This window comes from Paenibacillus sp. FSL H7-0703 (assembly GCF_038003485.1).
In the GTDB taxonomy this organism is placed as follows: Bacteria; Bacillota; Bacilli; order Paenibacillales; family Paenibacillaceae; genus Paenibacillus; species Paenibacillus polymyxa_B.
Genome location: NZ_JBBOPF010000003.1, coordinates 104,564 through 118,575, shown reverse-complemented (window position 1 = coordinate 118,575; position 14,012 = coordinate 104,564). Strand labels below are relative to the sequence as shown.

15 protein-coding genes and 1 other annotated feature are annotated in these 14,012 nt (G+C 46.3%); of the genes, 12 read left to right on the top strand and 3 right to left on the bottom strand.

Translation table 11 applies throughout. The features are described 5' to 3' along the window. Positions 1 to 118: 118 nt before the first annotated feature. Together MHB46_RS25935 and ytfJ are read left to right on the top strand one after the other, a co-directional pair. Complete coding sequence (locus MHB46_RS25935) at positions 119 to 832, top strand: DUF2953 domain-containing protein (RefSeq protein WP_341163928.1); 714 nt, start codon at positions 119 to 121, stop codon at positions 830 to 832. 166 nt (positions 833 to 998) lie between these two features. After that, the gene (gene ytfJ, locus MHB46_RS25930) at positions 999 to 1,490 is read left to right on the top strand and encodes a GerW family sporulation protein (RefSeq protein WP_039271014.1); all 492 of its coding nucleotides are present in this window, start codon (positions 999 to 1,001) and stop codon (positions 1,488 to 1,490) included. A gap of 92 nt (positions 1,491 to 1,582) precedes the next feature. Here ytfJ and MHB46_RS25925 read toward each other — a convergent pair whose 3' ends face one another. Beyond that, positions 1,583 to 2,305, bottom strand: a complete 723-nt coding sequence (locus tag MHB46_RS25925; RefSeq protein WP_165177255.1) for a protein-glutamine gamma-glutamyltransferase — start codon at positions 2,303 to 2,305, stop codon at positions 1,583 to 1,585. A 207-nt stretch (positions 2,306 to 2,512) separates the two neighbouring features. Between MHB46_RS25925 and MHB46_RS25920 the strand changes: the two genes are divergently transcribed. The 6 genes from MHB46_RS25920 (at position 2,513) to MHB46_RS25895 (ending at position 8,223) form a co-directional block, all read left to right on the top strand. Next, entirely contained in the window at positions 2,513 to 3,775 is a 1,263-nt protein-coding gene (locus MHB46_RS25920; RefSeq protein WP_341163927.1) for a D-alanyl-D-alanine carboxypeptidase family protein, read from the top strand. Positions 3,776 to 3,834: 59 nt separating this feature from the next. Then, on the top strand, positions 3,835 to 4,578 hold the full coding sequence (locus MHB46_RS25915) for a nucleoside recognition domain-containing protein (protein ID WP_039271021.1): 744 nt from the start codon (positions 3,835 to 3,837) through the stop codon (positions 4,576 to 4,578). 7 nt (positions 4,579 to 4,585) lie between these two features. Continuing rightward, a complete protein-coding gene (locus MHB46_RS25910; protein ID WP_013310760.1) occupies positions 4,586 to 5,116 on the top strand; it encodes a spore maturation protein in 531 nt (176 codons plus the stop codon). Between the two features lie 78 nt (positions 5,117 to 5,194). Beyond that, the gene (locus MHB46_RS25905; protein WP_165177252.1) at positions 5,195 to 5,953 is read left to right on the top strand and encodes a pseudouridine synthase; all 759 of its coding nucleotides are present in this window, start codon (positions 5,195 to 5,197) and stop codon (positions 5,951 to 5,953) included. Positions 5,954 to 6,062: 109 nt separating this feature from the next. Then, positions 6,063 to 6,779, top strand: a complete 717-nt coding sequence (locus MHB46_RS25900) for a response regulator transcription factor (protein WP_029517311.1) — start codon at positions 6,063 to 6,065, stop codon at positions 6,777 to 6,779. 1 nt (position 6,780) lies between these two features. Then, entirely contained in the window at positions 6,781 to 8,223 is a 1,443-nt protein-coding gene (locus MHB46_RS25895) for an ATP-binding protein (protein WP_071641423.1), read from the top strand. A 220-nt stretch (positions 8,224 to 8,443) separates the two neighbouring features. Here MHB46_RS25895 and serA read toward each other — a convergent pair whose 3' ends face one another. Beyond that, positions 8,444 to 10,036 (bottom strand): phosphoglycerate dehydrogenase, encoded by a 1,593-nt coding sequence (serA, locus tag MHB46_RS25890; protein ID WP_039271025.1) that lies wholly within the window; start codon positions 10,034 to 10,036, stop codon positions 8,444 to 8,446. 261 nt (positions 10,037 to 10,297) lie between these two features. Continuing rightward, positions 10,298 to 10,547: a binding site (T-box leader), on the bottom strand. A gap of 185 nt (positions 10,548 to 10,732) precedes the next feature. Between serA and MHB46_RS25885 the strand changes: the two genes are divergently transcribed. Continuing rightward, the gene (locus MHB46_RS25885; protein WP_025723057.1) at positions 10,733 to 11,320 is read left to right on the top strand and encodes a type II CAAX endopeptidase family protein; all 588 of its coding nucleotides are present in this window, start codon (positions 10,733 to 10,735) and stop codon (positions 11,318 to 11,320) included. Continuing rightward, positions 11,317 to 11,658, top strand: a complete 342-nt coding sequence (locus MHB46_RS25880) for a hypothetical protein (RefSeq protein WP_039271029.1) — start codon at positions 11,317 to 11,319, stop codon at positions 11,656 to 11,658. Before MHB46_RS25885 ends, MHB46_RS25880 begins: the two co-directional genes overlap by 4 nt. A 139-nt stretch (positions 11,659 to 11,797) precedes the next feature. On the opposite strand, the gene MHB46_RS25875 is transcribed toward MHB46_RS25880, so the two are convergent. Next, complete coding sequence (locus tag MHB46_RS25875; protein ID WP_341163926.1) at positions 11,798 to 12,724, bottom strand: polysaccharide deacetylase family protein; 927 nt, start codon at positions 12,722 to 12,724, stop codon at positions 11,798 to 11,800. A 94-nt stretch (positions 12,725 to 12,818) separates the two neighbouring features. On the opposite strand from MHB46_RS25875, the gene MHB46_RS25870 reads away from it, so the two are divergent. Next, positions 12,819 to 13,196, top strand: a complete 378-nt coding sequence (locus MHB46_RS25870; protein ID WP_165177247.1) for a hypothetical protein — start codon at positions 12,819 to 12,821, stop codon at positions 13,194 to 13,196. Between the two features lie 197 nt (positions 13,197 to 13,393). After that, positions 13,394 to 14,008 (top strand): genetic competence negative regulator, encoded by a 615-nt coding sequence (locus MHB46_RS25865; RefSeq protein WP_013310751.1) that lies wholly within the window; start codon positions 13,394 to 13,396, stop codon positions 14,006 to 14,008. The last annotated feature ends 4 nt before the right edge of the window (positions 14,009 to 14,012 follow it).

The following is a 14,012-nucleotide window of genomic DNA, read 5'->3' as shown; positions in this document are numbered from 1 at the left end:
CCAGTCCTCAAGTAGTTAGGGGCTGGCTGTTGGTATTTTAAGATGCATGATTTTCCGGCGAACGGTCATACTATTTTTGCCATGATATTTATAGCAAAAAGGTAGGGAGGACTCGCCAGTGTGGAAATGGATCAGTATCGCCATCATCGTCGTTATATTACTTGTGCTGGCTATTTTGCTCTCTCGTATTCGATTGAAGCTGGATATTGCCAAACATGACAATGATGATCGGGCGCATCTAGAGATCAGATTTCTATACGGGATGATTAAAATAAATTACGATGTTCCGGCCATTCTCATAACAGGTTTGAAAAAAGGGCTTCTCTATCGGCTTGATCGCAACAAAAACATACATAAAACGGATGCCTCCGTGGATAGCGGTAATATTGATACAGAAAAAATCAAGCAATTTATATATGATATACGGGTTTTGCTCAAGGGAACGAAATCCTTCAATCGATGGTTGCGATATACATTGGCACATGTGACGATGTCCAAAATGGAGTGGTCCACTAATATTAGTCTTGCTGACGCGGCTTATACAGCTACCTCAACCGGTATTTTGTGGGGATTAAAAACGACCTTGATCGGTTTTGCTTCCAGCTTTGTGCGCATGGATTGTACCCCTAAGCTGTATGTTGTGCCGTATTGGGTGGATCGCTTGCGTTTTACCACCACTTTGAACTGTGAAGCAAACGTATCGCTCGGCTATTTAATTTTCTCCATGTTCATCTTATCTTACCGCATATGGCGCGTTCCGGGTGGACCCGAGGCATGGAAGCGGGTTTTTTTCAAAAAAAATGAAGATCTTCAAGCTAACAATGAAAGATAAACAATGAAGTGTGGTGAAACTTAATCTTTCTAAACTTTGGGATTTCAGTGTCCTCCAGATTAATGCATAGCCGAATCGAATGACATACATATTTCCTTGAACTCCTGCGCACAATAGCGAAAGAAAAGGCAGTCTACGCTTGAGATAAGCAGAGGAGGAATTAATCATGTCAGATCACCCGATTCAAGGGCTCATGCAAACCGCAATGGAAAACATTAAAGCCATGGTAGACGTGAATACGATTGTGGGAGACGCGGTGGAAACACCCGATGGTTCCGTTATTTTACCAATCAGTAAGGTAGGATTTGGTTTCGCTGCCGGGGGAAGTGATTTTAACGTAGACGAAGAGGCACTTCATACTTCCTCGGCTTCGGGTAATCATAGCGGGAAGGAAGGTCATCCTTTTGGTGGCGGTAGCGGTGGTGGTGTATCTATTCATCCCATTGCTTTTCTGGTTGTTGGCAAACAGGGGGCACAAATCGTTCCATTGGACAATCAAACGCATCTGATTGAGAAACTCATTGACTCCACCCCATACCTGATTGATAAGGTTCAGTCTATCTTCCGGAATGCAGGCGGCAACGTGCAGACTCCACCCCCACAGGTACCTGTAGATATTAATATTGATCAGAGTAATTCTGGACCGGCTTACTTGTAAAAGTCATTGGAAATGAAAAGCGTTCTCTCAGGAAGGTATCCCAAAGCCGAGTATAGGCTAAGGAATACCTTCTTTTTTGCTTACACTTGGCCCTATCCCCGAATATACTGCCTTCCCCCAATGACAGCATGTATACGGTGACTGTATTCCTGGTGATACAAAGTAGGCAGCGACAATTCATTTTTTCGATTTCCTTCGGTAGCGAACTGCGATAAGTAGATGAAGTCCGGATAGACCACTTCATTCGTCAAATAAGCAGATACCGTGGCTTCCGGCCGACGATGTTGATTCAGGGAATCGATAATACCCTTCGCCGGCAAGATGCCAATCCCATGTCCATAAAACAAGTCTTCCTTCAGCTTAACGACATTTTCTCCTTTCCATTCCAATGTTTCAGATGACACATCCGGATTGTTGAAATACAGAATATCGCCAGGAGCTGCTTTATGACTCCCTTGCTGCTGTATGAGCCTGAGGTCACTGTCATAATGCCAGTCATACAGCAGCATACCTGCAAAAATCCGATTAAACTCACTTTCCAGAATGGAATCCAGCACTCCTTTGTACAGCACAATAACCATAGCTGTTGCACATTCAAAAGCGTATTGATGACCGTTTAAAAAAATGTCTCTGATCCCCTCTGCCGGAGTGACACCTGCTTTAATCTGAAAACCACCCTTTTCCGTTAAATCCCAAAATTGCTGGTTGCAACGTGCGGTAGCAAAAGTGGCAAAGGATACACCGCTTCGATGCAATGCTTCTGCGGACTCTACAATCCGTGATCTTAAAATCATTTCAAACTGGAGACGCAGCATGATGTAACCCCCAAATCCATATTTAACTTTGGTAACTAATATATATGTACTCGGGAGGGCAAGTTGCTTGGTTTATGCAGAAAGAAAGCAAAAAGAGAGCAGCTAATGGCTGTACCGTAAAGGAATTTTCTGTTATAAAGGTGGACATACTTTGAACAGCTTGGACATATACTGGTACAAGACTTGCTCAAAACCGGAGGAATCCAAATGTTTAAAAAAAAGCAACACATTCACGCGGACCACAGCCATTTCTTGAACAAGGCACGCGCATTTGTTTTGCCGCTGGTGGTTCTACTTATTTTGTCATTGCCGCTTACGTTGCTGAGTCCACAGCCCGTTCGGGGAGCGATAAAAACAGAAGCAGCGCCGCCCGCATTAGGAACCCATGCACAGGCTGCTTCTTTAATTGATGTCACATCAGGAAGAATCATTTATTCTACCGAGGGTGACCGGGAGCTACGTATTGCCAGCCTGACCAAGATTATGACTGCAATCGTGGCCATTGAACATGGACGCTTGCAGGACCGGGTAAAGGTGAGTCCAACCGCGTATGCCAAAGAAGGGTCCTCGCTTTTTCTGCAAATGGGTGAACAAATGTCGCTGGAAAATATGCTGTACGGCTTAATGCTCCGTTCTGGAAATGATGCCGCTTCTGCCATTGCTGAGCATGTGGGGGGGACGGAAGAGGGATTTGTCCATTTGATGAATGACAAGGCGGTTCAGCTTGGGCTAAGCCACACACATTTTGCTAATCCTCACGGGCTGGATGCCGAGGGACACTATTCCTCAGCCAATGATATGGCCCGACTTACTGCTTATGCGCTGCATAATCCAACTTTTGCCCGTATCGTAAAAACAGAACTGAAAAAAGCACCGAATCCCAACGATTCTTGGGACTACTCATGGCACAACAAAAACAAAATGCTGCGGCTGTATGAGGGAGCTGACGGTGTGAAAACAGGCTTTACCAAAAAAGCGTTTCGCTGTCTGGTCAGCTCTGCCACACGGGACGGCCGCCAGCTCGCTGCCGTTACCTTGAATGACGGGGACGATTGGAACGATCATGCACGTATGCTTGATTACGGATTCCGATATTATCCGCTCATTCCGATTACGGACAAGCAGCAACCTATCGATGGTTACCCACTATTAACAGGTACAAGCTTTGCCTATCCTTTACATGATGGTGAGAAGACCCAGTTGCACAAAAGACTGGTGTTGTATAAAAATTCTGCTTCTGCAGACAGAGCGGACGTATCTTTTGGCTTACGAGGGCGGGTCGAATTCCTTATAGAAGGTAAACTTATCGGTTCTGTTCCTGTGTATGAAAAAGGTAGTAAGCTGCCTGCTCAAAGTACCGTACAGCCACAGCAAGAGGCTCCAACTGCACAAGATCCTGCGAACAATACTCAGCAACAAGGTTGGACGAGCAGATGGAACGAAATCCTAAAAAATTTGTTTGGAGCCTAGGGCAAGCAGGAAATTAGAGCTGGGACGTGTCACATCATTGGGAAAAGGAGGAATCAGCCATGATTCATCTCATATGGGTGGCTTTGATTTGTATTGGATTTGTATTTGCTGCCGCGCAGGGAAATATTGAGGTGGTGACGAAAGCAGCTTTTGACGGGGCAACTACGGGGGTTACAGTGTGCTTTGGACTGATAAGTGTGCTGGTGTTTTGGATGGGCATGATGAGGCTGGCTGAAGATGGTGGGCTCTTACAGAAAATATCCAAGTTGCTTTCTCCTTTGGTTGCCTTTCTCTTCCCTGATGTTCCACGTAATCATCCCGCTATGGGTTACATTTTGTCCAATATGAGCGCCAATCTGCTGGGCCTGGGGAATGCAGCCACACCGATGGGAATCAAGGCTATGCAAGAGTTGCAGACGCTCAATCCAGATAAGCAAACCGCCACACCAGCCATGTGTACGCTGCTCGCCCTGAATACAGCCAGTATTACGCTTATTCCTACGACGTTGATCGCGATACGGCTTAATTTTCATTCCGCACATCCGGCAGAAATCGTCGGTACGACGCTGGTAGCGACCGCAATAGCCACCTTTGCTGCTATTGCGGCGGATCGTTGGTACCGTAGTCGAGAATTGCGCCGCCGTCCTCCAGCGATTCCGCCGTCCCAGACATCCTTGGCACCACTCACCTCATCAGCACCAACATCTGCTGCCTCTTCAACGACGCTGCCCGTATCTTCACCTGCCGTTCCGCGAACGGGAATCACGGCTGCCAAGGGCAGGGACACCACTTGGAAAGGATGAGGGAGGCATGCTTAATTTTATAAACCTCGTATCGACTTGGGCCATTCCGGTTATTCTCGCTTTTATTCCTTTATATGCATATGCTAAAAAGGTACCTGTCTACGATTCTTTTGTGGATGGAGCCAAAGACGGCTTTTCTACCGCCATCAGCATTATTCCTCATCTCGTAGGCATGATGGTGGCGATTAGCATTTTTCGAGCATCCGGCGCTTTAGACTATTTGATCTCCTGGGTAACCCCATGGATTAAACACTGGGGTGTACCCGGTGAGGTACTGCCTTTAGGCTTGCTTCGTCCATTGACGGGCACCGGTTCACTTGCGTTCACGACGGATCTAATTCGCACTTATGGCCCGGATTCCATGATCGGTCGGATCGCCTCAACGATTCAGGGCAGCACAGACACGACGCTATATGTGCTAACTGTATATTTTGGTGCGGTAGGTATCCGCAATGGACGGTATGCTTTGAAGGTAGGACTATTTTCAGATGTGGTTGGTTTTGTGGCAGCCATTGCCATTTGCCTGCTTGTATTTTAATTTCTGCATCGTTTTTTGAACGGGGGTTGTGATTTTGCTCATGGATGGGTATCATTAGCATGAGGTGAATTAGCGAACATGGAAAGATTGCAGAAAATATTGGCCCAAGCTGGTGTAGCTTCCAGACGTAAATGTGAAGAGCTTATTCAGTCGGGCAGCGTGGAAGTGAACGGGGTTGTCGTAACTGAACTGGGAACGAAGGCAGACCCTGATCAAGATATGATTACGGTAAAGGGACGCCCGATCAAAACCGAGAAAAAAATCTATCTGATGATGAACAAACCTAAAGGAGTCATTACGAGTGCTTCCGATCCGGAAGGCCGTAAAATCGTGTCAGACTATCTGAAAGGCGTTAAGGAACGCGTATATCCGGTAGGGCGTCTCGATTACGACACCGAAGGACTGCTGTTGCTTACCAATGATGGCGAGTTCGCCAATCTGCTCACCCATCCCAAGCATCATGTGCCCAAGACATATGTGGCAACAGTCAAAGGCGTTCCGCATGGTACTGAGCTGGACAAGCTGAAAAAAGGAATCGTGCTGGAAGATGGCATTACTGCACCAGCCGAGGTAGAATATAAAGATGTAGATCCGAATGGTAAGGAGTCTGTGATCCAGATTACCATTTATGAAGGCAGAAATCGCCAGGTAAGACGGATGTTTGAGGCCATTTCACACCCGGTCATCAGACTCAAGCGAATTGCCTTCGGTGATCTTTTGCTACAAAACTTGAAGCGCGGTCTGACCAGACCCTTAACCAAGGACGAAATCAACCGTCTCATTCAACTTGCCAAATCAGACAACACGAAAAAGAAACGGACAGGACGGGGGTCATAACCCCGGCCTTTTTGGTGTAAAGAGACTGTTGGATGAGAGTAAAGTTTGACCAAGCACGGGAAAATAGTAAAATAGAGAGAATGGTTTTTTTAGCGAAGGGGCTGGGAATATGTCAGAACAAAGCAACCGCATATTAATTGTAGATGATGAAGAACGCATTCGCCGCCTTCTGCGGATGTATCTGGAAAAAGAAGGATATGCAATTGACGAAGCTGAGGATGGTGAGATTGCCCTCCAAAAAGCGACTGCAAGCGATTACAGCATTATTTTACTGGATGTAATGCTTCCGGGGATGGATGGGATTGAGGTGTGTACACGGCTGCGTCAGACCAAAGCTACACCTGTGATTATGCTGACTGCCAAAGGTGAGGAAGTGAACCGTGTACAAGGCTTTGAAGTCGGAGCCGATGATTATGTAGTTAAGCCCTTTAGCCCGCGAGAAGTCATTTACCGGGTGAAGGCGATTTTACGCCGTTCGTCGGAAACTGCCTTTTTAACGAAAGAGGCGGTACCAAGCAATAGTATTGTTTTTCCGAATCTTATCATTGAGCATGATGCGCACCGGGTAACTGCGGGCGGGATTGAAATCAGTCTCACACCTAAAGAGTACGAGCTGTTGCACTATTTGGCGGTGTCGCCAGATAAAGTCTTCTCGCGTGAGGAACTGCTGAAAGACGTTTGGAATTACGAATTTTTTGGTGATCTGCGCACTGTGGATACGCATGTGAAACGGCTTCGTGAAAAGCTGAATAAAGTATCGCCAGAGGCAGCGGCTATGATTACGACCGTGTGGGGCGTAGGTTATAAGCTGGAGGTTCCAAAATAACGTGAACTTCTGGAGATCGCTGGTAGGCAAGCTGTGGATCACCATCATTTGTCTTGTAGGCTCTGTGCTTATTTTTCTAGGGCTTTTTTTATTGCCGTACATCAACAGAAATTTTGCGGCGTATGAATCGACGGAAATCAAGCATTTGTTCACCTATACATGCATTGTCGGATTTTTATTGACGACCTTTTTTGCCTTATTCCTTTTTACTAAAATCACACAGCCTATGCAGCTGTTGATTCAGGCGGCGAATGCGATTCGTGAGGGAAGGTATGATACTCGGCTTTCGTTGGTGACCAGTGACGAAATTGGAGAACTGGCGAAAACTTTTAATCATATGTCTACGGAACTGGAAGCAACGATCCGCAGTCTGAATGAGGAGAAAAACCATTTATCCAGCGTACTGCGAAGCATGTCTGATGCCGTAATCACCTTTGACAGAAGCGGACAAATCATCTTGACGAATCCGCCGGCACAAAGTCTGTTGGATATCTGGAAAAAGCTGGAGTGGCAGGAGCGTGATCTGGAGGAGTTTGGAGCTTCTGTACCTGAGCCTTTGCAGTCTCTGTTCCATACCGTTATGGACAGGGGAGAGGATGTCGGAGACTATATCCATGTCAAGAAGGGCTCCTGGTCGGTGCAGATGGCGCCTCTGTATACGGATAATGCAATCCGCGGTGCAGTAGCTGTGCTTAGAGATATCACGGAAGAAGTGAAGCTTGAGAAGATGCGGAGCGATTTTGTGGCCAACGTCTCTCATGAAATCCGTACACCTTTATCTATGATGCAGGGCTACAGCGAGGCGTTGCTGGATGGTATGGCGGGTTCACCTGAAGAATCCGAGGAGCTGGTACAGGTCATCCATGATGAATCATTACGCATGGGAAGATTAGTCAAGGATCTGCTTGATCTGGCCCGAATGGAGGCTGGTCATACAGACATGCACCGACAGGAAGTGGATGTGAATGAGCTAATCGAGCGTGTTCACCGTAAATTTACGGTACGTTCGAAGGAACAGGGACTGACACTCGATTACCATGAGCAAGGCCAACGTTTGCTGCTGCCTGAGGCAGATGAAGATCGACTGGAGCAGGTATTGACCAATTTGCTGGATAATGCATTCAGACATACACCCGGCGGGAAAAAGGTTACTATTGCGGCGGATCGAATTTTGGGAGAACGGCATGAGTTAATCCGTATTCGGATTAAGGATGAAGGTGTAGGCATTGCCAGCGAGGATCTACCTTATATTTTCGACCGCTTCTACAAGGCAGATAAGGCCAGAGTACGTGGTGAGGATAAAGGGACTGGTTTGGGGCTTGCTATTGTCAAGAACATTGTAGAGGCACACGGAGGCTCTGTCTCTGCTGCCAGCGTATTGGGGGAAGGGACGGAATTTACTATTTTGCTGCCCATCTCCAACAAAACAAAGCTGGGTCTGTAACAGAATTATAAGCCCCAGCTGATATACCCCGGTTTGCAGGCATCCTCGGAAGAGGGTGCTTTTTGTTGAAAAATCAACATTTATCTTGTTCAACGTGGAACATCCTGTTTCATGCATGATGATTGCTCTCATGACAGATAACGGTATAAGAGAAAAAGACGCCTGGGTAGCCAGGCGCCTCTCTTTATTATAAAACCATGGACTTCTCTATTCTCTGGAACTAATTTAACACTACTTCTTGGGCAGTATTTAGTTCTGGCAAACCAACGAGTTGAATCAGCACGTCTTTTGGTACAGCTTTATCAACGGTCAGGATCATGATGGCTTCACCGCCGACAATTTTACGCCCTACTTGCATGGAAGCGATATTGACGCCGTTCTCCCCAAGCAAGGTGCCGACACGACCGATAATGCCTGGTTTATCATTGTGGGAGATGAGCAGGAAATGAGCTTCCGGTGCCACATCTACCGGGAACTGGTTCAACCGAACGATACGTTCGCCATAACCTGCCAGCAGGGTGCCAGATACACGTTGCTCTTCGCCGCTCTGGGTTTTGAGTGTAACGGTAATCAGGTTGGTAAATCCCTTGGTGGCGGGCGCCTGAGACACGACAAGATGGATGTCACGTGTTTTGGCCAGATGTACTGAGTTTACAATGTTCACATCGCTGCCCAGATGACGGCTAAGTACACCTTTCAAAATATAACGTGTCAGCGGCTGTGTATCCACAGAGGACAAATCACCAGCGTAATCTACCTGAATTTCACGTACAGCCTGATTCGTGATCTGAGCGGCAAAGCTGCCCAGCTTCTCTCCAAGCGAGAAATATGGCTGCAATTGCGTCATGACGTTGGAGGGTACTGGAGGCATGTTGACCGCATTTTTAAAAGGCTCATCACGCAAAATATGCAGCACTTGCTCGGACACATCGATAGCTACATTCTCCTGAGCTTCGACAGTCGAGGCACCCAGATGTGGTGTGACGATAATTTTCGGATGACTCAGGAATGGGTGATCCTGTGCTGGCGGCTCTGACTCGAATACGTCAAAGGCTGCACCGGCAACGATACCTTCATCAATGGCTTCAACAAGAGCCATTTCATCGATAACTCCGCCCCGGGCACAGTTAATGATGCGCATTCCTTTTTTCATCACTTCAAACTGTGGACGAGCAATCATATGTTTCGTTTCCGGTGTTAATGGTGTGTGTACGGTCATAAAATCTGCGTTGCGGATAATTTCGTCCACGCTCGCCAGCTTAATGCCCAGCTTCTCAGCGCGTTCTTCCGTTAGAAATGGATCATATCCGAGGATGCTCATGCCAAATGCTTTAGCACGTTTAGCCACCTCACTGCCGATACGTCCCATGCCGAGGACTCCAAGTGTTTTGTTACGCAGTTCGACACCGAGGAATGTTTTACGATCCCATGTACCGCCAATGGTTTTGGCATATGCCTGTGGAATATGACGTGCTAGAGCCATCATCATCGCAAAAGTGTGCTCACATGTCGTAATCGTGTTGCCGTCAGGAGCGTTAATAACGATAATCCCGCGTTGTGTTGCTGCTTCGAGGTCGATGTTGTCCACTCCAACCCCAGCTCGCCCTACAACCTTGAGGTTCTTACCTGCCGTCATGATGCGTTCGGTTACCCGAGTTTGGCTTCGAACGAGTAATGCGTCATAGTCACCAATAATTTGAACCAATTCATCCTCGCTGAGACCTGTGTTCTTGTCCACCGTGACATCGTCTGCATCCATCAGTTGCTGGATGCCCAGGTCACTGATCGGATCGGATACTAACACTTTAAACATTTGGTTTCCTCCTCAAAGTTAACTTCTTTTATGGACAGGATGCACTTCAAACTGAAATACATTCCATAAAGAACATGAAAAAACTTGAAATGCTTCTAAAAGTACAGGAGAGCGGTGTAAAATACTAGTGTGATAACGCATTGACGCAGAAAAGGGATAGTATAGCAGTATGCACCAAACTAACGACCGAAAGTCTTATGCAGAGACGCTTTGCGGTTTTCGGGCATCAAAAAAACTCCCGAATCACATACTATCTCCATAGTAAGGGACGAGAGTTATCGTGGTACCACCCTAATTCGCAGCCATTTCGCAATGGACTGCCTTCAGCGGTCATAAAATGACCGAAAGGATAACGGTTTTCTGCCGATTGCATCTAATGCCGGGAAATATTCCACAGACCTCGGTGCAATAACTCAGGAGCGCTGAAAGTAGTTACTTCGTCACCGGCTTCCACCCAAGCACCGGTTCTCTGAGGACGAAATCAATACCTTTTCTCCATCATTGTTGTTGTCGCTAATAATTTTTTCATAATGTATCATGGCTTACATGGGCATGTCAATAGGACATGCGACATGTGTGGATAGCCGGCTAGATATATAGCTACAGAATGCGGAAAATTAAGATTTAAGTCTTCTTGAATCCGCCCGACTTTTTGGCTATGATGCTAAAGAAGACTATGCAGAGGACTAACTAACTATGAAAAAGCTTAAAGTGAAATGGAAAAGAGCGCAAATTCATGAATTGAACGACCGCTTGCTGCTTTACAATTTGTATCTAACTCAGGGGCTGACCCTGCTGATTGGCGCAATCTGGATTATTTTTCAGAAAAGAAATGTGTTAGAACTATTTGCATTGCCGAACACTCTGCACGTCTTATGGTGGGGATTGGGATTGGCCGCCGCTATGTTACTTGTGGATCTGTTGTTATCCCGGATTATGCCTGAGGATGCTATGGATGACGGCGGTATTAACCAAATGCTGTTTCAAAATCGTCCGGTTTGGCATATTATTTGTATAGCAGCTATCGTCTCCATCTGTGAGGAACTCTTGTTCAGAGGTGCGATTCAGTACAGCTTTGGTCCTTATTGGACAAGCATTTTGTTTGCGGTGATTCATATCCGATATTTACGGCATTGGATTCCCACTGGCTGGGTTTTTCTTAGCAGTTATGGATTGGGCTACATATATGTGCAGACCGGTAGTCTGTGGGCACCGATCATTTGTCATTTTGTGATTGACCTTATATCTGGTTTAGCGTTACGTTTTCGGAGGTATGAAGAATGAATCAGGAACTTAGCAGAGTGCAGACCTATGGTAGCCGCCGAAATGGTCGCAAAGGCAAGGAGGAGGACAGGTCAAAATCTAAACCAGTTCGCTCCCGTGCTTCACGGCCCGTGCCAGAATTGGCTCACGTTGCCGCTGTACCAGAAGTTGCTGTGACGATGGAGGATGATACTCCTGCCAGTGAGTACCGAACGCGGGCAGAAATGTTTCCGTCCCGCCGTATTCGGGTAAGCAAGTGGTTTTTAAATTTTTTGAGTACTCTTTTTGTGCTGATTACTGCAGCGTTACTGTGGTGGGGCATCAAGGGTGCACCACCCATCAGTGAAATGCTTTGGTAATATAAAGTAAGTATGGACGTCTGTGCTTAGGTCAAGGCGCGTAATGATACGGTAAAAAGGCCTCCATCTCCGCATGAATAGCGGAGAGTGGAGGCCTTTATTGCATCATCTACAGTTAAGACTGAGTATACGCAAGTGTCTATTTGCTGGCAGGAACCTCAATGCTTTGAGGATCAACAAATTGGTAACCCTTTTGCTCGAGGCGTGTCAATAGACTGTCCAGAGCCTCAGCTGTCCATGGCAGTTCATGCATCAAAATATTGCTGCCTGGATGAAGTTGTTCCGTTACGTTTTTGAGAAGTGCCTCCGTTTTATTAGGCTGATTCTTTTTCATTGTCCAGTCCAGAGAACCGACGGACCATGTCATGTATAGGAGACCGTTTTCCTTAGCGACCTTGCGACCTACGTCTCCGCCGGCACCATGAGGGGGACGGAAGAATACGGGGGCTTGTCCTGTAATGTCCTTAACAACTTTTTGTACCGATTCAATCTGTTTTTTGACCTCAGGCTCAGATTTATTCTTCAGCACGATGTGATCCCAGCTATGGTTGCCGATGGGCTGTTCACGGTCATGGATAAGCTTAAGCAACTCAGGATGCTCTTTTACACGGTAACCGTTTACGAAGAAAATCGCTTTCGCTTTGTGTTTATCCAATACATCTATGATTTTGTTGATCATGGCTGCTTCCTTAGGACCATCATCAAAGGTCAGTAACACGACTTTTTTTTCGGTGCCTTGTTGGTTAGGAATTACATTGTAGGCTTTGTTCAAGTGATACATTTTGTTATTGGTAGTTGCAGATGTCGCAGCTCCTGTTTCGTTGCTTTCGCTGGTTTTATCATTTTGTGCATTGGTTTTACCCGCTGAATTATGATCATCACTGCCTGCTTGCTTACTGCTGCTTTTTGGGGAAGAGACGCTGCACTGATCTTTGGCGCTGTTACCTGAGTCAGACGCTACCGAATCCTGCTGGTTGCTTGTTGCCGCAGATTCCGGCTTGGTTGCAGTGCAAGCACTAAGCAGCAGACATGCTGTGAACAAAATGGCTGCTGTTTTTGTACCCATTATTTCATCTCACCTTCCTGTATTTTATACCGTATGAGTTTGTCACTACTGACGAACACTATGCTTGATTCTACCACAAAGGGAGGTTCTAATTGTGAAAACATCTTCATTTTTCCTGGGAATCGTCTTGGGCGCTGTAGCAAGCTCTTTGATCTCCCGCAACCGCGACATGTTGGGCTTATCCATGGACATGGGTGGGAAAAAAAGCGGCAATTTAGTGCAGAAAGCCCGTACTAAAATGATGGACGCGGCATTCCCCGGAATGGGCGAGATAACGCTCAATAAAGAAGACACCCATAAGGATCAAGACCATCATTCACAAACAGATAAAACCGCTCATAACGCCCATACTGCCAAGAACAAAGAAGAAAATATGAAGTTGATTAAAGACTTCATCAGCACAAGTCCCGATGTTAAACGTGAGGTCGAGCAAATTTTGAAAGAAACTCATACAGCCGTACCGGGATTGTAAACCAGAAACCTTTATTCCGAATCATTTTGCGGCTTTTTTGTAAAAGCCGTTCAAATGATTCTTTTTTTTATCTTTTTATTGCGTGCATTTACGATTATAAAATGATAACATGATTACATAGAACCATTTTCATCACAGGCATCATAATTGCATCATAATCTGTTAATAACACTCGGCTGCCAGGAGGAGGGTCCAGTATGAAAATAGAAAGATTAAGTCAGGACAAGATACGGATTTTCCTTACCTTTGACGATTTGAGCGAACGCGGTATTCAAAAAGACGATATGTGGCAAGAAATTCCAAGGGTTCATGAGCTGTTTACCGAAATGATGGATCAGGCATACAGCGAACTGGGCTTCGACGCCACGGGACCGTTAGCTGTCGAAGTCTTTGCGCTTCCTGCTCAAGGAATGGTTGTTATCGTCACCCGGGGAAAATACGACCATCAACAGTATGGTTCGGGTCCCGATGAGGAGCTTCCAGAGGAAGTCTACGAAATGGAAGTCACGCTGGAGCATAGCGATTCCATCGTTTACGCGTTTAGCGATTTCGAAGTACTCATAGAAGCGGCTCATATGCTTCGTAGTAACACTACGGAAGCAGGTAAGCTGTATCATTATAGAGGAAAATGGATTCTGCACTTGGAACCAGAAGAAGTAGAGGAGTCCAAGCTTGCGGCTTTAATCGCGGTTCTTGCTGAATTTGGAGAAGGCTCATCCGTTACACCAGCTATGTTGGAAGAGTACGGCAAACTGGTCATTCCTGAGCAGGCAGTTGCTGTCATCTGCACTCATTTTGACAGCCGTTCTTGATTCG

What these genes read in the sequence shown, in the direction of transcription:
- ytfJ (WP_039271014.1), top strand. Translation starts at nt 999, where the DNA reads ATGTCAGATCACCCGATTCAAGGGCTCATGCAAACCGCAATGGAAAAC.
- MHB46_RS25925 (WP_165177255.1), bottom strand. Translation starts at nt 2,305, where the DNA reads ATGCTGCGTCTCCAGTTTGAAATGATTTTAAGATCACGGATTGTAGAG.
- MHB46_RS25920 (WP_341163927.1), top strand. Translation starts at nt 2,513, where the DNA reads ATGTTTAAAAAAAAGCAACACATTCACGCGGACCACAGCCATTTCTTG.
- MHB46_RS25915 (WP_039271021.1), top strand. Translation starts at nt 3,835, where the DNA reads ATGATTCATCTCATATGGGTGGCTTTGATTTGTATTGGATTTGTATTT.
- MHB46_RS25910 (WP_013310760.1), top strand. Translation starts at nt 4,586, where the DNA reads ATGCTTAATTTTATAAACCTCGTATCGACTTGGGCCATTCCGGTTATT.
- MHB46_RS25905 (WP_165177252.1), top strand. Translation starts at nt 5,195, where the DNA reads ATGGAAAGATTGCAGAAAATATTGGCCCAAGCTGGTGTAGCTTCCAGA.
- MHB46_RS25900 (WP_029517311.1), top strand. Translation starts at nt 6,063, where the DNA reads ATGTCAGAACAAAGCAACCGCATATTAATTGTAGATGATGAAGAACGC.
- serA (WP_039271025.1), bottom strand. Translation starts at nt 10,036, where the DNA reads ATGTTTAAAGTGTTAGTATCCGATCCGATCAGTGACCTGGGCATCCAG.
- MHB46_RS25885 (WP_025723057.1), top strand. Translation starts at nt 10,733, where the DNA reads ATGAAAAAGCTTAAAGTGAAATGGAAAAGAGCGCAAATTCATGAATTG.
- MHB46_RS25880 (WP_039271029.1), top strand. Translation starts at nt 11,317, where the DNA reads ATGAATCAGGAACTTAGCAGAGTGCAGACCTATGGTAGCCGCCGAAAT.
- MHB46_RS25875 (WP_341163926.1), bottom strand. Translation starts at nt 12,724, where the DNA reads ATGGGTACAAAAACAGCAGCCATTTTGTTCACAGCATGTCTGCTGCTT.
- MHB46_RS25865 (WP_013310751.1), top strand. Translation starts at nt 13,394, where the DNA reads ATGAAAATAGAAAGATTAAGTCAGGACAAGATACGGATTTTCCTTACC.